Genomic DNA, 25,606 nt, shown 5'->3' with positions numbered 1-25,606 from the left:
CGAGCGCGGCTCCGTCGAGGAACCGAGGACCGAATGAACCTGCGCAATTTCGCCATCTGGGGCGTGATCCTTCTGGGACTGGTGACGGTCTACGCCGCGATCAGCCAGAACGGCGGCGCCCCCGCCATGCCGGGCGCCAAGGGCGCGGCGGCCGCCGGCCGCCCCGACCCCATCACCTATTCCCAACTGATGACCGCCGTTGAGCGTCAGGAGATCAAGTCGATCGTCGCGCGCGGCGAGACGATCACCGGCGTCTTCAAGAACGACAGCAAATTCACCGCCGTGACGCCGGTGCCGAACGCCGAGCTGGTCGAGCAGATCCGCAAGACCGGCGTCGAGGTCGAGACCAAGAGCACGCGCCAGCCGTGGTGGTCGGGCCTTCTGGGCCTGCTGCTGCCGGTGGCGCTGATCATCGGCTTCTGGCTGTTCATCATGAACCGCATGCAGGGCGGGGCGAAGGGCGCTATGGGCTTTGGCAAGTCCAAGGCCAAGCTGCTGACCGAGCACAAGGGCCGCAAGACCTTCGACGACGTCGCCGGCGTGGACGAGGCCAAGGACGAGCTGCAGGAGGTCGTCGACTTCCTGAAGGATCCTGCCAAGTTCCAGCGTCTGGGCGGCAAGATCCCCAAGGGCGCCCTGCTGGTCGGCCCTCCGGGCACCGGCAAGACCCTGCTGGCGCGCGCGGTGGCGGGCGAGGCGGGCGTGCCCTTCTTCTCGATCTCGGGTTCGGACTTTGTCGAGATGTTCGTCGGCGTCGGCGCCAGCCGCGTGCGCGACATGTTCGAGCAGGCCAAGAAGAACGCCCCCTGCATCATCTTCATCGATGAGATCGACGCGGTCGGTCGTCATCGCGGCGCCGGCCTGGGCGGCGGCAACGACGAGCGCGAGCAGACGCTGAACCAATTGCTGGTCGAGATGGACGGTTTCGAGGCGTCCGAGAACATCATCCTGATCGCCGCGACCAACCGTCCCGACGTGCTGGACCCGGCCCTGCTGCGTCCGGGCCGCTTCGACCGTCAGGTCGTGGTGCCCAACCCCGACGTTTCGGGCCGCGAGCGTATCCTGCGCGTCCACATGAAGGACGTGCCGCTGGCCGCCGACGTCAACGTCAAGACGCTGGCGCGCGGCACGCCGGGCTTCTCGGGCGCGGACCTGGCCAACCTGGTCAACGAAGCGGCCTTGATGGCGGCCCGCAAGGACCGTCGCATGGTCACGCACCGCGACTTCGAGGACGCCAAGGACAAGGTCATGATGGGCTCCGAACGGAAGTCCATGGCCATGAACGAGGAAGAGCGCCGCCTGACCGCTTATCACGAGGCCGGTCACGCCATCGTCGCCATCAACGTCAAGATGGCCGACCCGGTGCACAAGGCGACCATCGTCCCGCGCGGCCGCGCTCTGGGCATGGTGATGCAGTTGCCGGAAGGCGACCGCTATTCCATGAAGTTCCAGCAGATGATCGACCGCATCGCCATCATGGCGGGCGGCCGGGTCGCCGAGGAGCTGATCTTCGGGCCGGAGAGCATCACCTCGGGCGCCAGCTCGGACATCGAGCAGGCGACCAAGCTGGCGCGGGCCATGGTCACGCGCTGGGGCTTCTCGGAGCGACTGGGCACGGTGGCCTATGGCGAGAACCAGGAGGAGGTCTTCCTGGGCCACTCGGTGTCGCGCAGCCAAAACGTCTCGGAAGAGACCGCCCGCATCATCGACGAGGAAGTCCGCCGCATCGTCACCGAGGGCTGGGAAGAGGCGCGTCGCATCCTGACCGACAAGGCGGGCGACCACGAGAAGCTGTCCCAGGCCCTGCTGGAATATGAAACCCTGTCGGGCGATGAAATCCGGGACCTGTTGGAGAACGATCAGCCGCCCAAGCGCGACGACGAGAACGACACCGTCGTCGGCCCGTCGCTGTCGGTCCCGGCCACGCCGGAAGACGAGACGGCGCCTGTTGCGTCAACCGAACCTCAGCCGGCGTCGACGGTCTGAGGCGACAAAAAAGCGGAAATGAAGAGGGGCGCGTCCGACGGACGCGCCCCTTTTTCTTGTCCTGCGACGCAGAGGGTCAGGCGGCGGAGGCGGCTTCGCCCTCGACCTTGACCAGGGTCAGCTTGCGCACGGCGCCGGACGGGTCCGGCCAGGTGATCGACTGGCCTTCCTTCAGGCCGATCAGACCCGCGCCGACGTAGGACAGGATGGAGACGCGGCCTGCGTCGATGTCGGCTTCTTTGGGCAGGACCAGCTGAACGCGGCGTACGTCGGGGCTGTGATCGTCCGAGTATTGAAGCCAGCGGTTCAGGGTGACGACGTTCTTGGGCATGGCCTTGGGCTCGCACACCTTGGCGCGGTCCAGTTCCTGTTGCAGCAGGCCAGCCGGGCCCGAGCCGGGCAGGTCGCCGACCAGGCGGTCCAGGACGTCGAAGTCGTCGCTGCGAAGCGTGATGGCGGGCAGGGCGCCCTTGCGGGGGGTGGTCATGAGGGAAACTCTCTGAAAGGTCGGGCGATGTCAGGCGGCCGAAGGGCCGTCATCATCGGGGTGTTCTGGGTCGGCGTGTTCGGGGTCAGACGGCGCCTCGGGCGCGGTCGGTCTCCGAAAGGGAAGGATATCGGCGCCGCGCGGCGGTTCGCCGGAACGGCTGTCGTCCGTGGTGTCTGGGCGGCGTGTCATGCGCAAATCTACGCGAGCGGCCCCAGGCCGGCGCGGTCCTGCAAATGAATGGGTGAAACAGAAGACTTAAAGCAACTGGGTCCCGTAGCGGGCGCCCGGCGCAGGGCGCACGGCGGACCGCTACGGGTTAGAGGCCTTCGACGCGGCGTCCCGCGTGGGTGAGGCGTCGAGCCTGGCTGACGAAGCGTTCCATTGCCTTTAGAGGCTGGACCCAGGCGCGGTGAAAGTCAAACCGCGCTCTCTGGAGTCGATGTCGCATGACTGATCAATCCGTTGTGAAGCCGCCGCTCGTCATGGGCATCGTCAACGTCACGCCGGACAGCTTTTCCGACGGCGGGCGGCACGCCACGACCGAGGCGGCTCTGGCTCACGCGCTGAAGCTGATCGACCAGGGCGTCGATGTGCTGGACATCGGGGGCGAAAGCACGCGGCCCGGCTCGGACCCGGTCGATGAAGCCGAAGAGATCGCCCGCGTCGCGCCCCTGATCGCTGCGATCCGCACGCGTTGGGACGGCCGGATCAGCATCGACACCATGAAGCCCGGCGTCGCCCGCGCCGCCGCCGCCGCCGGGGCGACGATGTGGAACGACGTCACAGCCCTGAGCCATGCGCCTAACAGTCTGGCGACCGCCGCTGAACTGGGTTGCGAGGTGGTGCTGATGCATATGAAGGGCGCGCCCAAGACCATGCAGGACGATCCGCGCTATGACGACGTCGTGGCCGAGGTCGCGGCCTATCTGGCGACGCGGGCCGAGGCGGCCATGGCGGCGGGCGTGGCGCGCGAACGCATCTGGCTGGACCCCGGCATCGGCTTCGCCAAGACGACGGCGCATAATCTGATGCTGACGGCCTGGCTGGGCGTTTTGGTCGACCTGGGCTTCCCCGTGCTCTACGCCGCCAGCCGCAAGCGTCTCATCCAGGGCGTGGATGAGACGGCGCTTCAGGCGGAAGACCGCCTGGGCGGCTCTGTGGCCCTGGCGCTGGAGGGCGCGCGACGCGGCGCCCGCATGGTGCGGGTCCACGATGTGCGCGAGACTGTCCAGGCGCTGAAGCTTCAGGCGGCGGTGACGGCGGCTGGCTGAGCCTCAGCCCTTCCAGTCGGGCAGAACCTGGTCGGGGAAGCGATCGACGATGAAGGTCGGCTCGATCGCTCGCTCCAGCCACAGCTTGGCGCCGGCCAGGACCAGGGTGAAGCCGTCCATGGCGTCCAGCGCGGCCTTCACCCCCTCGTCCGTGGCGGGGAAGCCGCGATTGAAGATCTCGACCCAGGTCGTCTTGTCGCGTGCTTCGAAGCGCCACTCGACCTCGGTCGGCTGATCATCAAGATTCCAGTCGATGAGGATGCGCTGATTGACCTGAACGTCCTTGACCAGGACGCGGGTTGAAACGCCGTACATCCCCCAGGTCCATGTCACAGTCGCCCCCGGCGACAGGCGGCGATCGCCATGGGTGAACCAGAACCACGACGTCACCCCTGGTTCTGTAAAGGCTTGATAAACCTCGTCTACGGGGCGTCGGATCAGTATTCCGGTATGAACCACGGGCGTCGACATTCAGACCCACTCTTTTCGGGGAATCGAGGCGGCAACGCTTGTGATGGAAGAATTGTTTCTGTGTTGCGAATAAAAGAATGCAACCTGAATGGTAACTCAAGATCATTGAACCCTGACATGTCCTAAGCGTGTTGCCGATCGGTGTTCGCAAGAATTTCGACGCTGGTGTGCTGTCGCGCATAGATCGGAATGCTGATCAGGGCTGACAGCTCTCGCTGTAGGAGGGGCAGGCCCTTGTCTGAATGTGCGCCATCCGCCATTCAGCCGTCATGTCTTGGCTTCTGTCTCTTAATCCCTGGCTGGTTCTCGTCGTGGCGGGCCTGTTCGAAGTGGGCTGGGCGTCCGGCGTCAAATACGTCGGCGTGCAGCGGCCGCTGATTTCGCTGGGCGTGGCTGTCGCCTTGGCCGCCAGCATGGTCGGGCTGTGGGCGGCGACGCAACGCCTGCCGGTCGGCACGGCCTACGCTGTCTGGACGGGCATCGGCGCCGTAGGCGCGGCGGTGGTCGGCGTGGCCGTCTATGGCGAGCCGGCGACGGCGGTGCGAGCTGTCTGCATCCTGCTGATCGTCGCGGGCATCGTCGGGCTGAAACTGTTCTCGGGCGTGACGGCATGAGCGAAATTCCTCAAGCCGCTTCCGACCGCGCCGGAGACGATAGGGCGCTGAAAAGAGGCCGAGTGCTCATCCTGGCCGGCTCCGACTCCGGCGGCGGGGCGGGCATTCAGGCCGACATCAAGGCCGTGACCATGCTGGGCGGGTTCGCCGCCACCGCGATCACCGCCATCACCATACAGAACACCTTGGGCGTTCACGGCGTGCACCCCGTGCCGCTGGACGTCATTGAGGCTCAGGCCAAGGTGGTGCTGGACGATATCGGCGCGGATGCCTTGAAAACCGGCATGCTGGGCTCGGTCGAGGTGGTGGAGAGGGTCGCCGGCCTGATCGACTATGCGATGGGCGTCCCGGCCGTGGTCGACCCTGTGATGATCGCCAAGGGCGGTTCGCCCCTGCTGGAGGACCGCGCCGTCGAGGCCGTGCGCCGCCTGATGGTGCCGCGCGCGGCGTTGCTGACGCCCAATGCGCCGGAGGCCGAGGCCCTGACCGGGCTGACGGTCGCCGATCTGGACGGCCAGCGCCGGGCGGGCGAGGCGCTGTTGAACATGGGCGCGCGCGCGGTCCTGATGAAGGGCGGCCATGTGCCGGGCGAGACGGTGGTCGATCTGCTTCTGACCGCCGACGGCGAGACGGTGCTGGAGAGCGAACGGGTCGAGACGCGTCACACCCACGGCACCGGCTGCACCCTGGCCAGCGCCTGCGCGGCGGGGATCGCCAAGAGCCTGCCTTTGCCGGTCGCCGTCGCTGAAGCCTGGGCTTATGTGGCCGAGGCCATCCGTCGCGCGCCCGGTCTGGGCCAGGGCCACGGCCCGTTGGATCACGCCTGGCCGGTGCGGAACTGAGGCCGCTTGGCGCGGCGTCGGAATCGCCCTCACTGGACAGCATGACCCTGGAAGCCCGCCTGATCGAGATCGTCCGCGCTGATGCGGGCCTGATGCATGTGTTGACCGTGATGCGGGGCCTGGATCTGCCCGACTGGCGGCTGTTCTCCGGGGCCGTTTATCAGGCGGTGTGGAACGTCCAGACGGGCCGCCCGGTCGGCTATGGGATCAAGGACTACGACATCGGCTATTTCGACGCCGACACGTCCTGGGACACCGAGGACGCCGTCATCAAGCGCGTCGCCGCCGCCTTTGAACCGCCCCTGCGCGATCAGGTCGAGGTGCGGAACCAGGCGCGGGTCCATCTGTGGTTCGAGGGCAAGTTCGGCGAGCCTTATGACCCCCTGACCTGCACCGACGACGCCCCGGCCCGTTTCGTCGCCCCGGCCTTCGCCGTCGGCGTGCGGCTGGAGGCGGACGACCGCCTCAGCGTCATCGCGCCCTTCGGGCTGGAAGACGTATTCGCCATGACGATCCGCCCCAATCCGACACGCGGCCTGGCCAAGGGCTGGGATCGGGCAGTCGCCAACGCCCGCGGCCGCTGGCCCGAGATCACGGTCATCGACGGCGCTCAGGCGACGGCGTAGCGCGCCGTGATCCCGTCCGGCTGGAAGTCGTGGGCCGTCAGCCGATCCAGCGAGGCGAGGACGCGCGCGGCGAAGGCTTCGGGATCGCCGTCCTCGATGGCGGGCCGCAGCCAGTCGGTGACGACGGCGCGCGCCGGATAGGTTCCGACCGGGCCGGGCACGCTGAGCGCCACCTCAATGCCCTCGGCGATCCAGCCCGCCACGGTGATGAAGACCTCCATCCCCACCAGAAAGTCCGTGCGGCGCAGGACATAGAGGGTGATGATCCCGTCCTCGACTCCATCGGGACGCACGATGACGCCGCTGCGATCCGGCCGCCAGTCGTCCGACAGCTCCACCGCCCGCCACAGGCAGAACCAGACACGACAGGTCTGCGGCCGGATCTCATGCACCGAGCATCCCGCGCCATCGACGCAATAGGCGCACAACTCGCCTGTCGGCTTGGCCAGTTCAGGCAGGTTCAGCGGAATCACGCGGCAGCATTCGACGCAGCCGCCGCAGGTCCGATCGGGAAGAAGAGGCAGGGACATGGGCGGGGTTTAGCGCAAGGCGGCGCAGAATGCGCGTGGGCGATCCGGAGCCGGTCAAGCGGTCCGTCTCGGTTCAACCCGGTCCCCCGAACCAGAGACGAATGTCGTGGCCCGGATGGATCAACAGCAAGGCGACGGATCGGTCTGGAACACGAAGTCCTTGGCGCCTTTGGCCGGTGATGGCGAAAGGGTGAGAGGCTCTCGCCGCATCTCCGCTGAATTCCGAAGAGAATCCGGCTAGAGTCGCTTTATGCATGGTCGTTTTCCGATCCTCTACATCGCCGAGGCGGACGCCGAGGAGGCGGTCCTGTCGTCGGGGGCGCTGGCCCAGCTTGTCGAGGCCATCCCGCAGGCGACCTTCACCGTCGTGGGCTCGCCGGCCAGCGCGCCTCTGTTCGCCGACCTGCCGCGTCTTCAACGACTGATCACCCTGGACCGTGACGGACGCTGGGATTGGATCGCCCTGTGGAACCAGGTGCGCGAGACCAACTGGGGGCTGGTGGTCGACATGCGCGGCTCGACCCTGTCGGGCAAGCTGCGGCGTCAGCGCCGAGCGGTGAAGGAAAAGGCGCTTCCGGGCGTGCATCTGGTTGAACAGGCGGCGCGGACCTTGCAGCTGGATGAAATTCCGGCGCCGAAGCTGTTCATCAGCCGCGATACGCAGGAGGCCGCCGACGTCCTGATCCCGCCGGGTTCGGGCCCGATCCTGGCCATCGGGCCGGGCGCCGACTGGATCGGCAAGCGCTGGCCCGCCGACCGCTACGCCAAGATCGCCATCTCCCTGCTGGGCGAGGGCGGACCGCTGGCGGGCGGGCGACTGATGATCGTGGGCGAGGAGGCCGACCGCGACGCGGCCCAGACCGTTCGTTCGGCGGTCAAGCGCGACCGGGTGATCGAACTGCAGGGGCGGCTGACGCGGCTGCACACGGCGGCGGCCCTGTCGCACGCAGACCTCTATCTGGGCGGCGATTCCCTGTGGACCCAACTGGCCGTGGCGGCGGGTGTTCCGACGGTGGCGGTCTTCGGCCCCTCGGACGAGACGCTGAAACGCCCGTGGACCGGCGTCGCCGTACGCGGTCCGCGCACCCTGGACGAGTTCCGCGAACTGGACCCGCGCCTGAACCAGCACATCCAGCACATGATGGACCTGCCCTATGAGCGGGTGCTGAAGGCGGCGAAAAAGTTGCTGGCTGAGCGGGCGGCCTGATCGCCCCTCGGCTTGCGTCTCCAAGCCTTCGGCGCGCATAAGCGCCGGAACTTCAGGAGATGCGCGCGATGACCCAGACCTATGACCTGATCGTTCGGGGCGGCGAGGTGGCCAACCACGCCGGGCGGGGCAAGGCCGACGTCGGCGTCATCGATGGCCGCATCGCCTTCATCGGCGACCTGTCCCAGGCTTCGGCGGGCGAGGTGTTCGACGCCACCGGCCTGACGGTCCTGCCCGGCGTCATCGACACCCAGGTCCACTTCCGCGAGCCGGGGCTGGAATGGAAGGAAGACCTCGAGACCGGCAGCCGCGCGGCGGCTCTGGGCGGCGTCGTCGCCGTGTTCGAGATGCCAAACACCAACCCCAATACGACCGATCCCGACACCATGGCCGACAAGCTGGCGCGGGCAAACAACCGTATGTGGACGGACCACGCCTTCTACGTCGGCGGCACGCATGAGAACGTTGAGCATCTGGCCGATCTGGAGCGTCTGCCGGGCTGCTGCGGGGTCAAGGTCTTCATGGGCGCCTCGACCGGCGACCTGCTGGTCGCCGACGACGAGGGCGTGCGCAAGGTCCTGTCCAACGTGCGCCGCCGCGCCACCTTCCACTCGGAAGACGAATACCGCCTGGTCGAGCGCCGCAACCTGGCCCGCACCGGCGACTGGACCAGTCACCCGGAAGTCCGCGACGCCGAAAGCGCCATCATGTCCACCCGCCGTCTGGTCGGGCTGGCGAAAGAGACCGGCGCCCGCATCCACGTCCTGCACGTCACGACGCGCGACGAGATGGAGTTCCTGCGCTTCCACAAGGACGTCGCTACGGTCGAGATCACGCCCCAGCACCTGACGCTGGTCGCGCCGGAAGCCTATCAGCGCCTCGGCGCCTACGCCCAGATGAACCCGCCGATCCGCTCGCAGGAGCACGTCGACGCCCTGTGGCTGTGGGGGATGCAGCAGGGGGTGGCCGATGTGCTCGGCTCGGACCACGCGCCGCACACCAAGGAAGAAAAGTCCAAGCCCTATCCGGCCTCGCCCTCGGGGATGCCGGGCGTGCAGACCTTGGTGCCGCTGATGTTGACGCATGTGGCGAACGGCCGTCTGTCGCTGGAACGCTTCATCGACCTGACGTCTGGCGGGGCGCAGCGGGTGTTCGGCACGGCCAACAAGGGGCGGATGGCCGTCAGCTATGACGCCGACCTGACCATCGTCGATCTGAAGGCGAAGAAGACCATCACGCACGACCAGCAGGCGACGCGCTGCGGCTGGACCCCCTTCGATGGCTTCGAGACGACGGGTTGGCCGGTGGCCACCATCGTGCGCGGCCGCGTGGTGATGAAGGACGGCGAACTGATCGGTCAGGCCCACGGTCAGCCGGTGCGCTTCCAGGAGACGCTGGCGGGGTGAGCGCCCTCAAGCCAAAGCTTGGCCTGATCGGTTTCGGCGCCTTCGGGCGGCTGACGGCGAAGCATCTGTCGCCGTGGTTCGACATCCTCGCGCATGATCCGGCGGTCAGCGACGGCGAGGGGCTGGCGCGGCTGACCACGCTGGAAGAGGCGGCCACCTGTCCGGCGGTGGTGCTGGCCGTTCCGGTCGGCGTGCTGGCGGAAACGGTTGCGGCGATCGCGCCACACGTGGCGCAGGACGCCCTGATCCTCGACGTGGGTTCGGTGAAGGTGAAGCCGGCCAAGGTCATGCTGGATGGCCTGCCGCAGGGTATTCAGATCGTCGGCACTCACCCATTGTTTGGCCCCCAGAGCGGCAAGGACGGCATTGCGGGGTTGAGAATCGCCGTCTGCCCGGTGCGCGGCGACAAGGCGGCGTGGCGTACGGCCGCCTTCTGCCGCAAGGCGTTGGGGCTCAAGGTCTTCGTCGTCACGCCCGAGGATCACGACCGCGAAGCGGCGACGGTGCAGGGGCTGACCCATCTGATCGCCAAGGTCCTGCTGGCGATGGAGCCGCTGCCGACGCGCATGACCACGACCAGCTTCGAGCGCGTCATGCAGGGCGTCGACATGGTCCGTCACGACAGCGCTGCGGTGTTCCGCGCCATCGAACACGACAACCCCTTCGCCGCCGAGGTCCGCCGCCGCTTCTTTGATTTGGCCGAACAGGCGCGGGCGGAGCTGGACGGGTAACCGTCTCAGCGCGCCTTCAGGATGAAGTCGGCCACGGCGGGAACGACCTCGGCGCCCAGCGGGATCGAGGCGTCGCCATAGGTGGCGGCGTTGCCAGCCGGGTCCGCAGGAGCCTGACGTAGGATGTGGTTCAAGCCCTCGAAGACAATCCGTTCGGCCTTGGGTTGGGCTGCCAGAAGCGTCTCGCTGTTTGCTGGAACCACCTGGATGTCGGTCGAGCCGTGGCCCAGCAGAACCGGACGATCATAGGCGGCGATCAGGGCCTGGGGGTCCACGACGAAATAGGAGATCAGATAGGGCTGGATCGAGGGACGGAACAGCGCGGCCAGATAGGGCGGGGTCTCCATGACGGTGCGTCCGGCCTCCAGTTCGCTCAGGATATGATCGACTTCGGGTTTGACGGTGGGCGGCAGCTTGGGCTCGAGCTGGCGACGGAGTTCGATATTGGCGCGCACGCCGACCGGCGACAGCAGGACCAGACCGCAGACGCCCGGATTGTCGGCCGCTGCCGCCTGGGCGATCAGGGCGCCTTCCGAATGGCCGATCAGCCAGACGCAGGGCGCGCCGGTCTTCTGGGCCGTCTGTCGGGCCCAGGCTTTGGCGTCGTCGATGAAGGTGTCGAAGGTGAGGTTTGCCTCACCGGTCGCCGCGGGGGCGCTGGCGGCGATGCCGCGCTTGTCGAAGCGGACGGTGGCGATCCCGCGTTCGGCCAAGCCCTCGGCCAGTTGGTGATAGACGCCGCCGGTTACCCCGACGGGGCTATTCCCGTCGCGGTCGGTCGGGCCCGATCCGGCGATGATGACGGCGGCGGCCCGCATCTGGCCTTCGGGCATCAGCAGGGTTCCCTGAAGGGCGGCGGGCGTCGAGGCCAGTTCGACGGGCGTCGAAACCGGCGAAAGCAACAGGGCGGCGGCGAGGGTCAGCATGGTCGTCTCCGTCGTGAGGTTGTTAAGTGATCAGAAGGGCTGGCGGTCGGGATCGGTGCGCCAGACGCGCCAGCTCTCGAACCCGGACCAGAGGGCGGCGATCAGGACGCCGACGATCAGGGCGATCATCCCTGCGGGCTGGGCGATGAAGGGGCTGGCGATCAGACCGAGCGCTCCCAGCCAGAACACCAACCGGCCGGCCAGCCGATTGGAGCGGTCCCAGGCCAGCCGCGACTTATAGGCCCAAGGGGTCTTCACGCCGATGAAGGGGTTGGGGCTGACGCGGCCCAGAACCGCGCCCGCGATCAGGAAGATGAAGCCCAGGAAGGCCATGGCGATGCCCGGAGGGCTCACGCCTGACGTGGCAGCCGGGCCGAGGCTGGCCCAGGCGATGAAGGCGCAAACCGCGCCCAGAATGATGCTCGACATCCATTGCCCGCCCCGCAGGCCCTTGCGGCGGACCGGGTCCGCGACAGAATCGGCCTGACGTCCGGTCATCCAGCCGACCAGCAGATTGAGCAGCGCCAGTCCTGCCAGAACAGCCGCGAGCTCATAGCGGCTGCCGTAACGATCGGCCTGCCCGGTTGCGTCGAAATGCACTGGGATCGGCGTCTCGGGGCCATAGATCGCGATCCAGGCCGCCCCCGTCAGGATCAGGAGCGAGACGATGGCGGCGGCCGTGTCGGCCAGCGTGGGGTTCTTCATCATGGCTCTTTCTCCTCCTCGTCGGTTTTGCCTGTTCCGCTCAGGTCCATCAGGAAGGCCAGAGCCTCTTCGACGGCCGAGATCTCCAGCCGGTAGCGGATCGACTGGCCGTCGCGTTCGGTGCTGACTAGTTCGGCCTCCTTGAGCGCATTCAGATGCCCGGTGACCGTCGGCCAGCTCATGTCGAAGGCCGCAGCGATCTCGCCCGAGGACAGGGGGCCGGAGCGCAGCATGGCGATGATGCGTCGCCGCACCGGATGCGACAGGGCTTTGAACAGGCTGTTCATAGGAAAGAACCTAATTAGGGTTTTCCCTAAATTCAATCCGCGTTCGCCCAGGCGCGACTGGCCTTCGGCGGTCGCCCGGCCTATGGCTGAGGTTGTTTTACCTGCTGCGAGTCGTTCTCATGGAAATCCGCGATCAGATCGTTCTCATCACCGGCGGCGCGCGCGGCGTGGGTGCGGCGGCGGCGCGGGCTTTTGCGGGGCAGGGCGCGCGGGTGGCGATCAACTGGCGCAGCAGCGGCGAGCGGGCCGAGGCGCTGGCGGCGGAACTGGGCGAGCGCGCCCTGGCCGTTCAGGCGGACGTGACCGACCGCGCAGGCGTCGACGCCATGGTGGCGAAGGTTCAGGCGCATTTCGGCGGGCCGATCAGCACTGTGGTCAACAATGCGCTGGACTACAGCTTCAACGGCGACGCCCGCGCCCAGATGGCCGACATTCCGTGGGAAGACATGGAGCGTCAGTTCGCGACGGTGATCCGCGGCGCCCTGAACGTCATTCAGGCCACGGCGCCGGGCATGGGCGCGCAAGGCTTCGGCCGGGTCATCAACATCGGCACCAACCTGTTCCAGAATCCGGTCGTGCCCTATCACGACTACACCGCCGCCAAGGCCGCCTTGCTCAGCCTGACGCGGACGGCGGCGGGCGATCTGGGACCGTCGGGGATCACCGTCAACATGATCTCGGGCGGCCTGCTGCGCACGACTGACGCCAGCGCAGCGACGCCCGAGGCGGTGTTCGACCTGATCGCGAGCATGACGCCATTGCGCTCGGTGACCACGCCGGAAGAGTTCGCCGATGCGGCCCTGTTCTTCGCCTCGCCATGGAGCCGGGCGGTGACGGGGCAGAATCTGGTGGTCGACGGCGGGCTGGTGCGGGATTAAGTCGGCCGGACAGTCAAAGCCTCAGCCAGGACGGACATCATGAGCGGCGTCATTCTGATCACCGGAGCCACCTCGGGCATCGGCCGAGCGGCGGCGCGCCGTTTCGCGGGCGCGGGCTGGAAGGTGATCGCCACCGGCCGCCGTCAGGAACGTCTGGATGAACTGGTCGCTGAGCTGGGCGCGGATCGGGTTCACGCCGCCCCCTTCGACATGAGGGACGAGGCCGCCATCGACGCGGCGCTGGACGCCCTGCCCGAAGGTTTCCGCGACATTGACGTGCTGATCAACAACGCCGGGCTGGCGCTGGGCACGGCGACGGCGCAGGAGGCCGATCTGGCCCAGTGGCGCCAGATGATCGACACCAACATCACCGGCCTGGTGACGCTGACGCACCGCCTGCTGCCGCGCCTGATCGCGCGCAAGGGGGTGATTCTGAACATCAGTTCGGTGGCCGCGACCTATCCCTACAAGGGCGGCAACGCCTATGGCGGGACGAAGGCCTTTGTGCGCCAGTTCTCGCTGGGGCTGCGCTCGGACCTGCACGGGACGGGGGTGCGTGTCACCTCTATCGAGCCGGGCATGGCGGAGACGGAGTTCACCCTGGTCCGCACCGGCGGCGACCAGGGTGCGTCTGACGCCCTCTATGGCGGGGCGGCGCCGATGACGGGCGAGGACATCGCCGAGACCCTGTTCTGGGTCGCGACCTTGCCGGCGCACCTGAACATCAACGCGCTGGAGCTGATGCCGGTCAGCCAGTCCTTCGCGGGTTTTCAGGTGGCGCGGGACTGACCCCGACGGGGCCGGTCGCCAATCCGCCCCCTTTTCTCTATAGGGGCGGGCCATGAGCCAGCATCCGCCGCACCGGTTTTCCGTCGCCCCCATGATGGACTGGACCGACCGCAATTGTCGGGCGTTTCATCGAGCGCTGAGCACGCGCGCCCTGCTCTATACGGAGATGGTGACGGCCCCGGCGGTGATCCACGGCGATCGCGACCGCCTGCTGGGCTTTGATGCGGTCGAGCATCCGGTGGCGCTGCAACTGGGCGGGTCGGACCCGGCGCAGCTGGCCGAGGCGGCGAAGATCGGCGAGGCCTATGGCTATGACGAGATCAATCTGAACGTCGGCTGCCCTTCGGATCGAGTGCAGTCGGGCCGGTTCGGCGCCTGCTTGATGCGCGAGCCGGAACTGGTGGCCGACTGCATGGCGGCGATCAAGGAGGCGGTCGGCGTCCCCGCCACCGTCAAATGCCGCATCGGCGTCGACGATCAAGACCCTGAGATCAGCCTGTTCGCCACGGTCGACGCCTCGGCGGCGGTGGGGATCACCAGCTTCGTCGTCCATGCGCGCAAGGCGTGGCTGAAAGGCCTGTCGCCCAAGGAGAACCGGGACGTGCCGCCGCTGGACTATGCGCTGGTGCGGCGTCTGAAGCGCGAGCGGCCGCATCTGACCATCTGCATCAACGGCGGCATCGGCGATCTGGATCAGGCCGAGGCGCATCTGAAGGCCGATGACGGCGTGCAGTTGGACGGCGTGATGCTGGGCCGGGCCGCCTATCACGAGCCGGCCCTGATGGGGCAGGTGGATCGCCGCATCTTCGGCGAGGCTGTCGAAGACGTCGATGTGTTCGAGGCGCTGCAGCGCTATCGCCCCTATATGGCCGCGCGGCTGGACGAAGGCGCGAACCTGGCCGGCATGACCCGGCACATGCTGGGCCTGATGCACGGCCGGGCGGGCGCGCGCGCCTTCCGCCGCATCCTGACCGTCGAGGGCGTGAAGCCCGGCGCGGGGCTGGAGGTCGTCGATCGCGCGGTCGAAGCCGTGCGCGAGGCCGAGGCCCGCAAGGCGGCCTGACCGCTCACTTTCCTCATCCCGGCGAAGGGGCTGACGGCGCGGCGGCGGGCGGCTAAGCCATTGGTCATGACTCTCCCCCTGTCCGAACTCGCCCTTATGCTCGCCGCCCTGGTCGGGGCGGGGGCGGTCGCAGGCGTGATCGGCGGCCTGTTCGGCGTCGGCGGCGGGACGGTGCTGGTGCCGGCGCTGTTCTACGCCTTCTCGGTGCTGGGCGTGGGAGGCGAGAGTAATCTGCATGTCGCCATCGGCACGTCCCTGCTGACCATCGTCGCCACTTCGTTGCGATCGCTGGCGACGCACCGGGCGCATGGGGCGGTGGACGAACAAGTGCTGAAGACCTGGACGCCGTGGGTGGCGTTCGGCGGCCTGATCGGGGCTGCGGTGGCGGGCTTTACCTCCATGGAGGGGCTGGCCATCGTCTATGGCGTCTGCCTGCTGCTGATCTCGGCGCAGATGGGGCTGCTGCCCGAGCGGTTCACCCTGCGAAAGGACTTGCCGACGGGCTGGGGGCGGCGCGGCGTGGGCACGGGCATCGGCCTGTTGTCGGCCATGATGGGCGTCGGCGGCGGCAGCTTCGGGGGCATGACCATGACCCTGTGCGGGCGGCCGATCCATCAGGCGGTGGCGACGGCCTCGGGCTTCGGCCTGGCCATCGGGTCGGCGGCGGCGCTGGGATTCGCCGTGTTCGGCTGGGACGCGCCGGGGCGGCCGCCGCTGTCGCTGGGCTATGTCAATGTGCCGGCGGCGGTGATCATGGGGCTGTTGACGGCGCTGACGGCGCCCTACGGCGCGCGGCTGGCGCATCGGCTGGATCGCAAGATGCTGCGCCGCGCCTTTGCGGTCTATCTGCTGCTGACGGCTCTGTCGGTGGTGCTGAAGGCGCTGTGAGCGCGATTAAGTAGATGCCCGCAGGCGGCCGCTAACACTTTGTCGAACAAGCGCGGGCTAGGAGCGAGGCTGAACCTCTCTCCCCGAGCCTTAAAGTCATGTTGCAGAACCTGTCGGTCCCCAAGAAGCTGATCCTGTCCTTCATGGCGGTGATCGCGGCGTGCGGGGCGGCGACCCTGATCGTCCTGTGGTGCGTCGCTTCCTTGCAGAGGGCCGATGCGGCGGACACGGCCTCGCGTGAGGTGATGAAGGCGTCGGATCGTCTGATGGCCGCGGCCGTCGAGCAGCAGAACGCCATGCGCGGCTATGTCGCCAGCCGCGACCCCGGCTTCATCGAAGCCTTCAATCAGGGCGGCGGGGACGTGAAATCGCGGATGGCGGATCTGGCCGCCTCGGACGTCGAAGGCGCCTATGCCGCCGAGCAGACGGCGCTGATCGCCGCCACGGCCGCCTTTGAGAAGAGCGCCTCGGATGTCATCGCCCTGGCGCGCGACCCGGCGACGCATGAAGCCGCCCTGACCCAATTGGCCTCGGCTGCGCGCCTGTCGGACATTCGCCAGGCGGTCGGTTCTATCCGCGAGAAGGAAGCCGTTCAGGCCCAGGCCCGCGCCGAGGCCAAGGCCCTCGCCTTCACTGAAGCCTATATCGCCTTCGTCGTGGGCGGGTTGTTGGCCCTGGGCATCGCCGTGGGCGCGGCCCTGTGGTTGATCGGCGCCCTGAGCCGTCCGGTCGAGGCCATGACCCGTGCGATGGGACGTCTGGCCGGCGGGGATCTGAACGTCGCCATTCCGGCGGTCGGTCGTCGCGACGAGATCGGCCGCATGGCCGACGCCGTCCTGACTTTCAAGCAGAACGCGGAGGAGAAGGTGCGTCTGGAAGCCGAGGCCGAGGCCGCGCGCGTCGCCGCCGAAGCCGAACGCCAGGCCCAGGCCGAGCGCGACGCCGAGGCAGCCCGCCAGCAGGCCCGCGTGGTCGAGGGCGTGGCCAAGGGGCTGGATCGGCTGTCGCACGGCCAACTGGCCTTCCGCCTCAACGACCCGTTCGCGCCTGAGTATGAGGGGCTGCGCACCGACTTCAACGCGGCGATGGACAAGCTGCAGGGCGTGATGCGGATCATCGTCGAGCGCGCCGCCGCCATCGGCGCCAGCGCCCGCGAGATTTCACAGGCGTCCGACGATCTGTCGCGCCGCACCGAACAGCAGGCCGCCAGCCTGGAAGAAACCGCCGCCGCCCTGGAGCAGATCACCGCCACCGTGGCTCGTTCGGCCGAGGGCGCGACGGAGGCGGGCGGCGTGGTGCGCGGCGCCCAGTCCGAGGCGGTGGACGGTCAGGCCGTGGTCGGCCGCGCCATCGCCGCCATGGGCGAGATCGAACGCTCCTCGTCCGAGATCGGCGCCATCATCGGCGTGATCGACGAGATCGCCTTCCAGACCAACCTGCTGGCGCTGAACGCGGGCGTCGAGGCGGCGCGCGCGGGCGACGCCGGACGCGGCTTCGCCGTGGTGGCTTCGGAAGTACGCGCCCTGGCGCAGCGCTCGGCCTCGGCGGCCAAGGAGATCAAGACCCTGATCACCGAGTCGGGCCGTCAGGTCGGCGCGGGGGTGGCCCTGGTCGGCGACACCGGCCATGCGCTGGAACGCATCGCCGGTCAGATCCAGCGCCTGACCGTCATCGCCGAAGAGATCGCGGCTTCCTCGCACGAACAGTCCAGCGGTTTGCAGCAGGTCAATATCGCTGTGAACCAGATGGATCAGGTCACTCAACAGAATGCTGCGATGGTCGAGGAATCGACCGCCGCCAGCCACGCCCTGGCCTCCGACGCGGTCGAGCTGGATCGCATGATGGGGCAGTTCGCTCTGGACGACGCGCGCGACCTGGATGCGCGCGGTCGGATGGACGCCCTGGCGCGAGCCGTGGCCTAAGGCGCCAAATTCTCCCTCCCCTTCATGGGGAGGGAGAGACGCGCGCTTTCGTGCTTACGCCGCCGCTTTCAGCGCCACTGCGTTCAGCGCCTGGGTCAGGTCGGCCAGAATGTCGTCCTGATGCTCAAGCCCGACCGACAGGCGCAGCAGGCCGTCGGTGATGCCGGCCGTCACGCGCGCCTCGGGCGTCATGGCGGCGTGGGTCATGGTGGCCGGGTGGGCGACCAGGCTTTCGACCCCGCCCAGGGATTCGGCCAGGGTGAAGACCTCCAGCCGCTCGATCACCTGACGCACCGCCTCGGTCCCGCCGACCAGTTCGAAGCTGAGCATGGCGCCCGGACCAGACTGTTGGCGCGCCGCCAGATCGTGGCCGGGGTGGCTGGTCAGTCCCGGATAATGGACGGCCTTGACCGCCGGGTGCAGCTCCAGAACAGCCGCGACTAGGCTGGCCGTGGTCTGCTGACGCTCGATGCGGGTGAACAGGGTGCGCAGTCCGCGCAGCGTCTGATAGGCGTCGAACGGCGAGCCGGTGACGCCCAGGCAGTTGGCCCACCAGGCCAGCTGTTCATGATCGGCCGGATCGGCCGCGACCACGGCGCCGCCGACCACGTCGGAATGGCCGTTGATGTATTTGGTGGTCGAGTGGACCACGATGTCGGCGCCCAGCTCCAACGGCCGTTGCAGGGCCGGCGACAGGAAGGTGTTGTCGCACACGACCTTGGCCCCCACGGCGTGGGCGCGGCGACAGACATCGGCGATGTCGGTGACGCGCAACAGGGGGTTGGACGGCGTCTCGACCAGCACCAGCTTGCAGCCGTCGGCCAGGGCGGCGTCCAGCGCCGCGCCGTCGTTCTGATCGACGAAGACGACGCGGAAGTGGCCCTTCTTGGCGCGGGCGCACAGCAGGCGGTGGGTGCCGCCGTAGCAGTCGTGCGGCGCGATCAGCAGGTCGCCCGGCTCCAGCAGGCTGAGCGGCAGATCGACCGCCGCCATGCCGGTGGCGGTGATGACGGCGCCGGCGCCGCCCTCCAGCTCGGCCAGGGTCTCGGCCAGGACGTCGCGGGTCGGATTGCCCGAGCGCGAATAGTCGTATTTGCGGGGCTGGCCGAAGGCGGCGAAGGAATAGTTGGACGACAGATACAGCGCCGGCATGACCGCGCCGTGGGCCGTGTCCGTATCGACGCCCGAGCGGGCGGCGATGGTGCGGGGATCGGCGGGACGGGCGCGGCTCATTGGTCGATGTCCTTCAGTACGGAGGTCAGGATGTCGCCGACCAGGGCGTCTTCCTTCAGGAAGGCGTCGTGGCCGTAGACGGAAGCGTGCTGTTCAAAGCGCCAGAGGTTGGGCAGGCGGTCGGCCAACTCCTGTATGTCCTCGATCGGGCACAGGCGGTCGGTGGTGAAGCCGATCAGGGTGACGGGGGCGCTGATGGCCTCGGGCTCGACGCGGTGGCGGTCGATGGAGTCCGACAGGGTCAGCCAGCGCGCGGGGGTGGTGCGGTCGCGATAGGCCCGGCCGCGCGCCGTCAGGTAGTCGCACACCGGATAGGCCTGACCCGCATGGCTGGGGGCTTCGGAATCGAAGCGGTCGCCGAACTCTTCCTGGGTGCGATAGGTGGTCATGGCCAGCTCGCGCGCCAGGCCGACGGCCTGATCGATACGGCCGGTCTCCAGGCCCAGTTGCAGGATGCGGCGCTGGATGCCGCGCCAGGCGGTGGCTAGCGGGTGCGGGCGGTGGGCGGCGGACACCACCACCAGCTGCTCGGCCCAGTCGGGGAACAGCTCGCCGAAGGCCAGGGCGATCATGCCGCCGTAGGAACAGCCGATGAAGGCGGCGACCTTCTCGACGCCCAGATGGTCCAGCAGCAGGGCCAGAAGCCGGGCCTGATCCTGGGTGGTGATGGTCAGGGGAGCCTTCGGCTCCTTGACGCCTTCGCCGAATTCCGGCGCGAAATCAAAAGCCAGAACGCGGAAGCGGGTCAGGTCGATCGGGGCGCGCACGCCCACGGCGCCGGACCACCACCCCAGCCCCTTGGTCTCGGTGCGATGGACGTAGCGGTCGGCGGAAATGCCGCCCGCCACCACGATCAGGGGGGCGTTGGCCTTGCCGTGCAGGCGGCCGATGATCTGCTTCTGGATCAGGGTTCCGCCGAAATCGAGTGCGAAGCCGTCCGGGATGGAGACGACCACGTCATGAGCCCCGTCGCGCGACAACAGCTTGGACGGACGGCGTGCGGAACCGGACCGACAGGCGGGCTCTTCGGCGGCGGCGATGGGGTCGATCAGGGCCAGGGTCATGGGTCTCGGTCACTCAGCAAAACGGCTCGCCAAGGAACCCATGCAGTGACAGACCGTGGAGCGTCGCCTCGTCGATGCTCCACCCATCTCTCGCGGTTTTCAGGTCGCCCTGAAAACCCCGCAGGAGTTGGCACCGTTTCGGGCGGAACCCGATGGTTGCCCCGGCGTCAAAGGGCCTAATCCCTCAGCCGGTCTTGATGAGTGAGCTTACGGTGCGGTTGCGAAGAGCGCCGGTCAAGCGAAAAATTTCACCCCATTTCGTCGCCAGTTGCTCATATAGGTGGCGAAAACGGCCCATCTGGGCGGTGTCGTGAAAAATTCTTTCGAGGCGGGGTTGACGCGGCGCGGCGCCCTGGCTCACCCTAAGGCACGATTTTCAACCGGACGCCGCCTGTGCCTTACCGCCTCGCCAGCATGAAGACGACCGCGATCGCCGCCTCGGCGACGGGCCTCTTCGCGTCCATGATTACCACCACCGGTACCACCACCATGCCCTCGCGGGCGGGGACCGGATGATGCGCGCCGTCTAGGCGAGACACGCAGAAAACCGATCACCCGCCCGGACCCCCGGGCGGGTTTTTTATTGGCCCGAACCCACCCCCGATCACCGCCGACTTCTCTCAAAATTCTCCCAGATCAGCCTTCAGGAAACCGCCATGTCCGCCTCTCTCGCCCTCGTCGCCGATCAGTCGAAACCGGTCGAAGCCTTCGTTCCCGCCGCCGATGTGGTGGTGCTGAAGTTCGGCTCCTCGGTCCTGCGCGACGCCGCCCAGGCGCCTGCCGTCGCCAGCGAAATCTACGGCCACGTCCGCGCCGGCCGTAAGGTGGTGGCGGTGGTTTCGGCTCTGGCCGGCCAGACGGATCAGCTGCTGGCCGACGCCCGCAGCCTGGGTCTGGATCACGAGAACGAACTGCTGCCCGCCTATGTCGTGCTGGGTGAGGAAAAGGCCGCGGCTCTGGTCGCCGTCGCCTGCGACCGGGTCGGGCTGGATGCTGTCGGCCTGTCGGTGCGCGAACTGGGCATCGTCGCGGAGGGGCCGGCCCAGCACGCCCGTCCCGTATCGCTGAAGGGCGAGCGTCTGCATCAGGCCCTGGCCGAGCATGAGGTCGTCGTGGTTCCAGGCTTCGGCGCGGTGCGCTCGAACGGCCGGGTGGCCCTGCTGGGTCGGGGCGGGTCCGACCTGACGGCGGTGGTTCTGGCGGCCGAACTGGGCCTGAAGCGGGTGCGGCTGGTGAAGGACGTCGACGGCCTCTACGACCGCGATCCTGCCTGCGAGACGGGTACGCCGCTGCGCTATCGCCGCGCCAGCTGGGACACGGCGCGTCAGGTCGGCGGCGCCCTGGTCCAACACGACGCCATCGATCTGGCTGAGGCGCGCGGCGTCGACATCGAAGTCGCTGCACTCGGCCGCGCCGAAGGCACCATCGTCGGCGAGCGCGGCGCCCCTCCCGGCCCGGTGCAGGCGGCGGAGCCGCTGAAGGTCGCGGTGGCCGGTTGCGGCGTCGTCGGCGGCGGTCTGCTCAGCCGTCTGCTGCCGGACGACCGTTTTGAAGTGGTCGGTGTGCTGGTGCGCAACCCCTTGAAAAAGCGCGACGTATCGGCGCCCGCCGAACTGTTCACCAACGACGTCGAGGCCCTGCTGGCGAAGAAGCCGGACCTGGTGCTGGAGGCCCTGTCCGAGGGGGAGGCGGGCCATGCCCTGATCCGCCGCGCGCTGGAGGCGGGCTGTGACGTGGTCAGCGCCAACAAACAGGCCGTGGCCCGTGATCCCAAGGGGCTTCAGGCCCTGGCCGACGCCAACGGCTGTCGCGTCGCCTGGTCGGCCTCGGTCGGCGGCGGCTCGCCGATGATCGAGACGCTGCGCGCCGCCCGCGCCGCCGGGCCGGTGGCCGGTTTCGAGGCGGTGCTGAACGGCACGGTCAACTTCATGCTGCAGCGTTTGGGCGAGGGGGCGACCTTCTCCGACGCCCTGGCCGACGCCCGCGCCGCCGGTTTCGCCGAGGAAGATCCCTCGTCCGACCTGGAAGGCTTCGACGCCGCCGCCAAGGTCAAGTTGCTGTCCTTTGAGGCCTTCGGCCGCTCGCCTGACGACCTGCCGCGCGACGTCCTGGCGGCCGAGACGCCGCTGGGCGACAGGCCGGTGCGCCAGATCGGCGCCTGTTTCGAACGCGACGGCGAACTGGACCCCTATGTCCGTCTTGACGGCGAACTGGAAGACGCGCTCTTCCTGTCGCTGAACGGAGAGCGCAACGCCTTGAAGGTCTATGGTCAGGACGGCCGGGTGTGGACGTGCAAGGGGCGCGGCGCCGGGCGCTGGGCCACGACCGAGAGCGTGCTGGCCGATGTCGCCGACGTCATGCGTGCCCGGCGCGCCGCTGCGGAGCTTGTCTAGTCATGGCCGTCTTCACGCCCGTCACGCCGCAACAGGCCGACGACTATCTCATGCGCTACCCTCTCGGCGGCTTGGTCGAACTGACCCCGATCGCCGAGGGGGTCGAGAACACCAACTACCGCCTGGTGACGGATCAGGGCGCCTATGTCCTGACCCTGTTCGAGGGGCGGACCGAGGCCTCGGCCCTGCCGTTCTGTCTCGGCCTGACGGGACGGCTGGCGGCGCAGGGATTTCCGACGCCCGCGCCCGTCGCAGATCTGCACGGCCAGGTGATCGGCCGCCTGAACGACCGCGCGGCCGCCATCGTCGAATGGACGCCCGGCGCCTGGAAGCGCCAGCCGACCGACAAGGACCAGTATCGCGCCGGTCAGGTGCTGGCCCTGCTGCATCTGGACGCGGCCGACTATGACGGGGTGCGTGAGAACCCGGTCGGGCCGCGCGCCTGGGCCGATCTGGCCGCGCGTTGCGATACGGTCGCCACGGGCGAAGACCGCCGGATGCTGGAGCAGATGCAGCGCCTGCTGCCCGATCTGGCCCGGCCGTGGAGCGATCCGTCGCTGCCGCGAGGCCCGATCCACGCCGACTACTTCCCCGACAACGTCCTGTTCGCCGTGAACGAGCATGGGGCGACGGACGTGGGCGGGGTGATCGACTTCTACTTCGCCTGCGTCGATGTGCTGGCCTATGACCTGGCCATCGCGCTCAGCGCCTGGGGGTTCGACGCCGAGGGGCGGCCTCTGCCGTCGGCCCTGCGCGCCTTCCAGAAGGGCTATGAGTCGGTGCGGCCCCTGTCGGACGCCGAGCGTCAGGCCCTGCCGGAACTGGGCGCGGCGGCGGCGGTGCGCTTCACCCTGACGCGCCTGCATGACCGGCTGTTCCACGACCCGGCCAATCTGGTCACGCCCAAGGATCCGACGCCCTTCTTCCGGCGGCTGGACTACTGGAAGGCGGCGGAACCGGCTTAAGGCTTGTTCTTCGACGCCACGACGACCAAGCTTCATTGGCGGAGGGCTGCGTCATGAACAGACGGGTTGGCTTGATCCTGGGTCTGCTTGCAGCCGTTCCGACCCTGTGGCTCGGCTATATGGCGGTGATCCACGCAGATGAGTTGCGGGGTTGCCGTAGCCATAACCCAAGCAACCCATGGTACGTTCGTCAGTGGCGAGCGGCCGAAGAGCCATCGTTGCTCCTGCAGTCACAAGACCCCAAGTCGCTGCGTTCCGAACGCTTCACCTGGTTGCGGACCTTCCATGCGCCGGTCTTCGTGCGCCTGGACTGGCTTGCGGATGGTCAGGTGAGAATGACGGCTACGGAGCTGACGGGGGCTGGCGGCTATGATCCCGGCGTTGTCGCCCGCAGGGTTGAGCGCCTGTTGTCGCGCGAGGAAAGGGTTGATCTGGATAGGGCGAAGCGGACCCTGAAGCCCTTTCGACAATTCAGCCTGACTTGCTGGGGCGGCCTCGATGGGTCGCAGTGGATGCTGGAGGCCTCGGAGTCGGGAAAACACGTTTTTATTGACCTCTGGAGCCCCGAGGAGGGGCCGGTCCGTGCCTACGCGCTGAAACTGCTTGGCCTGACGGGGTGGACGTACGATTATTACTATTAGGCGCTTGGCTGACCTTTGTTCCAACAAAGTTTCCGGCGGCTGTGTCGGACAATTCAGCGATAGGCTCTGACGTCAGGACTCGAGGCGTCGGTCGCACGTCAAGGTGGGCCGGTTGATGGTCGCGCCGGCTGGCTTTCCTAGACAGCAAACCCCTTCACCGCCGCCAGCGCCGCTTCGGGCGTGTTCTCGATCACCGTCAGGCGCTCGGGGCGGTCGCCCAGGGCGCGGATGACGGGGGCCGGTTCCGGCTCGACGCCAATGACATCCGAGACGAAGGCGCCGAACTTGGACGGATGGGCGGTGGACAGGGCGACGATCGGCGCGCCGTTGCGGTCCAGACGGCGCGCGGCGGCCAGGGCGACCGCCGTGTGCGGGCAGACGATGCGGCCCCAGGCGGCGTGGGCGTGGGCGATCTCGGCCCTGGTCGTCGCCTCGTCGACCGAGACAGCGGACACCTCGGCGCGCAGGGCGTCCAGCAGGTCGGCGGGCAGGGTGACGGACCCTTCTCGCGCGAAGGTCTCGAACACGGCGCGGGTCGCCTCGGCGTCGCGGCCGGAGACTTCATAGACCAGACGTTCAAAGTTCGACGGAGCCTGCACGTCCATCGAGACGCTGCCGCTCTCGACCGCCGGGCGGCGGGCGTAGACGCCGTCGTTGATGGCGCGGGCCAGGGCGTCGTTCTGATTGACAGCGGCGACGAAACCGGCGGCGGGCAGGCCCATCTTGCGGGCGGCGATGCCGGCGAAGGCGTCGCCGAAATTGCCGGTCGGCACCACGAAGGTCGCCGCCTGGCCCAACTGGGCCGTGGCCGAAACGTAATAGGGAATCTGGCCCGCCAGACGGCCCCAGTTGATCGAGTTGACCGAGGACAGGCGGCCCTGTTCACGCAGGGATTCTTCGGCCAGCAGCCCCTTCACCAGACGCTGGCAGTCGTCGAAATCGCCGCGCACGGCCAGGTTCAGGACGTTGTCCGCCTGGACCGTCGTCATCTGCTTGCGCTGCACCGCCGAGACGCGGTCCAGCGGGTGCAGCACGATCAGCTTGATGCGCTTGGCCCCAGCAAAGGCGCGTACGGCGGCGGCGCCGGTGTCGCCGCTGGTGGCGGTCAGCAGGGTCAGGGTCTCGCCCGTCGCGGCCAGGGCCTCGTCCGACAGGGCGGCCACCAACTGCATGGCCAGATCCTTGAACGCCGCCGTCGGACCGTGGAACAGTTCGAGCACGAACAGGCCTGGCTCCAGCTCGATCAGGGGCGTCACCAGCGGATGGTCGAAGCCCTTGGTCAGGCGGTCCAGCGCGCGGTCCAGCGCACCGGGGGGCAAAGAGTCGCCGATGAAGGGCGCCATCGCCGTCTTGGCGATCTCGGCGTAACCGCGGCCGGGGCGTGTCGCATCGGCGGGCATGGCGGGCCAGGCCTGCGGCATGTAGAGGCCGCCGTCGGGCGCGATGCCGCGCAGCAGGGCGTCGCTGAAGCGGGTCGGAGCGGCGTCGCCGCGCGTCGAGATGTAGCGATCAGGGGAGGTCGTCATATCGGGGTCGTTTCTAGCTGTGATCTGCGACTTCGTCATGAATATTTTGCGCGTGCGAACGGAATTGTCGCGAGGCGGCGCAACAACCTGGCTCAACCGGCGCAAAGGCGGCGTCGCCGGCGCGCGAGGATGGGAAAGGGGGCTGGCGCCGC

The 25,606-nt window shown here is 68.2% G+C and carries 25 protein-coding genes and 1 riboswitch; of the genes, 16 read left to right on the top strand and 9 right to left on the bottom strand.

The genetic code is table 11. From position 1 onward, the window contains the following. Positions 1 to 33: 33 nt before the first annotated feature. Entirely contained in the window at positions 34 to 1,986 is a 1,953-nt protein-coding gene (gene ftsH / locus FM111_RS10420; protein ID WP_087140872.1) for an ATP-dependent zinc metalloprotease FtsH, read from the top strand. Positions 1,987 to 2,062: 76 nt separating this feature from the next. Here ftsH and rnk read toward each other — a convergent pair whose 3' ends face one another. Beyond that, complete coding sequence (gene rnk / locus FM111_RS10415; protein WP_087140871.1) at positions 2,063 to 2,473, bottom strand: nucleoside diphosphate kinase regulator; 411 nt, start codon at positions 2,471 to 2,473, stop codon at positions 2,063 to 2,065. A gap of 449 nt (positions 2,474 to 2,922) precedes the next feature. Between rnk and folP the strand changes: the two genes are divergently transcribed. Further along, on the top strand, positions 2,923 to 3,747 hold the full coding sequence (gene folP / locus FM111_RS10410; protein ID WP_087140870.1) for a dihydropteroate synthase: 825 nt from the start codon (positions 2,923 to 2,925) through the stop codon (positions 3,745 to 3,747). 3 nt (positions 3,748 to 3,750) lie between these two features. On the opposite strand, the gene FM111_RS10405 is transcribed toward folP, so the two are convergent. Continuing rightward, the gene (locus tag FM111_RS10405; RefSeq protein WP_087140869.1) at positions 3,751 to 4,218 is read right to left on the bottom strand and encodes an SRPBCC domain-containing protein; all 468 of its coding nucleotides are present in this window, start codon (positions 4,216 to 4,218) and stop codon (positions 3,751 to 3,753) included. Positions 4,219 to 4,487: 269 nt separating this feature from the next. Between FM111_RS10405 and FM111_RS10400 the strand changes: the two genes are divergently transcribed. The 3 genes from FM111_RS10400 to FM111_RS10390 are packed head-to-tail and all read left to right on the top strand — an operon-like array spanning position 4,488 to position 6,300. Next, positions 4,488 to 4,832 carry a DMT family transporter gene (locus tag FM111_RS10400; RefSeq protein WP_087140888.1) on the top strand — a complete coding sequence of 115 codons (345 nt, stop codon included), beginning with the start codon at positions 4,488 to 4,490 and terminating at the stop codon, positions 4,830 to 4,832. Beyond that, the gene (gene thiD / locus FM111_RS10395) at positions 4,829 to 5,674 is read left to right on the top strand and encodes a bifunctional hydroxymethylpyrimidine kinase/phosphomethylpyrimidine kinase (RefSeq protein ID WP_087140868.1); all 846 of its coding nucleotides are present in this window, start codon (positions 4,829 to 4,831) and stop codon (positions 5,672 to 5,674) included. The genes FM111_RS10400 and thiD overlap by 4 nt, the downstream gene beginning before the upstream one ends. Before the next feature lie 41 nt (positions 5,675 to 5,715). Continuing rightward, the gene (locus FM111_RS10390; RefSeq protein ID WP_087140867.1) at positions 5,716 to 6,300 is read left to right on the top strand and encodes a nucleotidyltransferase family protein; all 585 of its coding nucleotides are present in this window, start codon (positions 5,716 to 5,718) and stop codon (positions 6,298 to 6,300) included. Here FM111_RS10390 and FM111_RS10385 read toward each other — a convergent pair. Then, the gene (locus tag FM111_RS10385) at positions 6,285 to 6,830 is read right to left on the bottom strand and encodes a hypothetical protein (protein WP_087140866.1); all 546 of its coding nucleotides are present in this window, start codon (positions 6,828 to 6,830) and stop codon (positions 6,285 to 6,287) included. The genes FM111_RS10390 and FM111_RS10385 overlap by 16 nt on opposite strands. 250 nt (positions 6,831 to 7,080) lie before the next feature. Here FM111_RS10385 and FM111_RS10380 point away from each other — a divergent pair, with 250 nt between their 5' ends. From FM111_RS10380 to FM111_RS10370, 3 genes are all read left to right on the top strand, one after another. Then, on the top strand, positions 7,081 to 8,037 hold the full coding sequence (locus FM111_RS10380; protein ID WP_087140865.1) for a glycosyltransferase family 9 protein: 957 nt from the start codon (positions 7,081 to 7,083) through the stop codon (positions 8,035 to 8,037). Positions 8,038 to 8,105: 68 nt separating this feature from the next. Further along, positions 8,106 to 9,443, top strand: a complete 1,338-nt coding sequence (locus FM111_RS10375; RefSeq protein WP_087140887.1) for a dihydroorotase — start codon at positions 8,106 to 8,108, stop codon at positions 9,441 to 9,443. Further along, the gene (locus tag FM111_RS10370) at positions 9,440 to 10,174 is read left to right on the top strand and encodes a prephenate dehydrogenase/arogenate dehydrogenase family protein (protein ID WP_087140864.1); all 735 of its coding nucleotides are present in this window, start codon (positions 9,440 to 9,442) and stop codon (positions 10,172 to 10,174) included. The genes FM111_RS10375 and FM111_RS10370 overlap by 4 nt, the downstream gene beginning before the upstream one ends. Positions 10,175 to 10,179: 5 nt before the next feature. On the opposite strand, the gene FM111_RS10365 is transcribed toward FM111_RS10370, so the two are convergent. The 3 genes from FM111_RS10365 to FM111_RS10355 are packed head-to-tail and all read right to left on the bottom strand — an operon-like array spanning position 10,180 to position 12,092. Then, a complete protein-coding gene (locus FM111_RS10365; RefSeq protein ID WP_087140863.1) occupies positions 10,180 to 11,100 on the bottom strand; it encodes an alpha/beta hydrolase in 921 nt (306 codons plus the stop codon). A 30-nt stretch (positions 11,101 to 11,130) separates the two neighbouring features. After that, on the bottom strand, positions 11,131 to 11,808 hold the full coding sequence (locus FM111_RS10360; protein WP_256968198.1) for an SdpI family protein: 678 nt from the start codon (positions 11,806 to 11,808) through the stop codon (positions 11,131 to 11,133). Further along, positions 11,805 to 12,092, bottom strand: a complete 288-nt coding sequence (locus FM111_RS10355) for a metalloregulator ArsR/SmtB family transcription factor (RefSeq protein WP_087140862.1) — start codon at positions 12,090 to 12,092, stop codon at positions 11,805 to 11,807. The genes FM111_RS10360 and FM111_RS10355 overlap by 4 nt, the downstream gene beginning before the upstream one ends. A gap of 119 nt (positions 12,093 to 12,211) precedes the next feature. Here FM111_RS10355 and FM111_RS10350 point away from each other — a divergent pair, with 119 nt between their 5' ends. The 5 genes from FM111_RS10350 to FM111_RS10330 all read left to right on the top strand — a co-directional run bounded on the left by FM111_RS10350 (position 12,212) and on the right by FM111_RS10330 (position 17,632). After that, a complete protein-coding gene (locus FM111_RS10350) occupies positions 12,212 to 12,970 on the top strand; it encodes a 3-oxoacyl-ACP reductase (protein ID WP_087140861.1) in 759 nt (252 codons plus the stop codon). A gap of 39 nt (positions 12,971 to 13,009) precedes the next feature. Continuing rightward, complete coding sequence (locus tag FM111_RS10345; protein ID WP_087140860.1) at positions 13,010 to 13,759, top strand: SDR family NAD(P)-dependent oxidoreductase; 750 nt, start codon at positions 13,010 to 13,012, stop codon at positions 13,757 to 13,759. Positions 13,760 to 13,811: 52 nt separating this feature from the next. Beyond that, a complete protein-coding gene (gene dusA / locus FM111_RS10340; protein WP_087140859.1) occupies positions 13,812 to 14,822 on the top strand; it encodes a tRNA dihydrouridine(20/20a) synthase DusA in 1,011 nt (336 codons plus the stop codon). Positions 14,823 to 14,888: 66 nt separating this feature from the next. Continuing rightward, positions 14,889 to 15,710 carry a sulfite exporter TauE/SafE family protein gene (locus FM111_RS10335; RefSeq protein WP_087140885.1) on the top strand — a complete coding sequence of 274 codons (822 nt, stop codon included), beginning with the start codon at positions 14,889 to 14,891 and terminating at the stop codon, positions 15,708 to 15,710. Between the two features lie 98 nt (positions 15,711 to 15,808). Beyond that, positions 15,809 to 17,632, top strand: a complete 1,824-nt coding sequence (locus tag FM111_RS10330; RefSeq protein WP_087140858.1) for a methyl-accepting chemotaxis protein — start codon at positions 15,809 to 15,811, stop codon at positions 17,630 to 17,632. Between the two features lie 54 nt (positions 17,633 to 17,686). Here FM111_RS10330 and metB read toward each other — a convergent pair whose 3' ends face one another. Continuing rightward, positions 17,687 to 18,865, bottom strand: a complete 1,179-nt coding sequence (metB, locus tag FM111_RS10325) for a cystathionine gamma-synthase (RefSeq protein WP_087140857.1) — start codon at positions 18,863 to 18,865, stop codon at positions 17,687 to 17,689. Continuing rightward, complete coding sequence (metX, locus tag FM111_RS10320; RefSeq protein ID WP_087140856.1) at positions 18,862 to 19,929, bottom strand: homoserine O-succinyltransferase MetX; 1,068 nt, start codon at positions 19,927 to 19,929, stop codon at positions 18,862 to 18,864. Before metX ends, metB begins: the two co-directional genes overlap by 4 nt. A gap of 80 nt (positions 19,930 to 20,009) precedes the next feature. Beyond that, positions 20,010 to 20,133, bottom strand: a riboswitch (SAM riboswitch). Between the two features lie 452 nt (positions 20,134 to 20,585). Between metX and FM111_RS10315 the strand changes: the two genes are divergently transcribed. From FM111_RS10315 to FM111_RS10305, 3 genes are all read left to right on the top strand, one after another. Further along, the gene (locus tag FM111_RS10315) at positions 20,586 to 22,322 is read left to right on the top strand and encodes an amino acid kinase family protein (RefSeq protein WP_087140855.1); all 1,737 of its coding nucleotides are present in this window, start codon (positions 20,586 to 20,588) and stop codon (positions 22,320 to 22,322) included. 2 nt (positions 22,323 to 22,324) lie between these two features. Next, positions 22,325 to 23,287, top strand: a complete 963-nt coding sequence (locus tag FM111_RS10310; RefSeq protein ID WP_087140854.1) for a homoserine kinase — start codon at positions 22,325 to 22,327, stop codon at positions 23,285 to 23,287. 71 nt (positions 23,288 to 23,358) lie between these two features. Next, positions 23,359 to 23,928, top strand: coding sequence for a hypothetical protein (locus FM111_RS10305; RefSeq protein WP_143276092.1), 570 nt, complete (start codon positions 23,359 to 23,361; stop codon positions 23,926 to 23,928). Positions 23,929 to 24,065: 137 nt separating this feature from the next. On the opposite strand, the gene thrC is transcribed toward FM111_RS10305, so the two are convergent. Beyond that, positions 24,066 to 25,454 carry a threonine synthase gene (gene thrC, locus FM111_RS10300; protein WP_087140852.1) on the bottom strand — a complete coding sequence of 463 codons (1,389 nt, stop codon included), beginning with the start codon at positions 25,452 to 25,454 and terminating at the stop codon, positions 24,066 to 24,068. Positions 25,455 to 25,606: the final 152 nt, after the last annotated feature.

Origin of the sequence: Brevundimonas diminuta 3F5N, assembly GCF_900163625.1 — a bacterium.
Classification (GTDB): Bacteria; Pseudomonadota; Alphaproteobacteria; order Caulobacterales; family Caulobacteraceae; genus Brevundimonas; species Brevundimonas diminuta_A.
The sequence above is the reverse complement of the archived record's forward strand: the minus strand, read 5'-3'. Positions and strand labels throughout refer to the sequence as shown.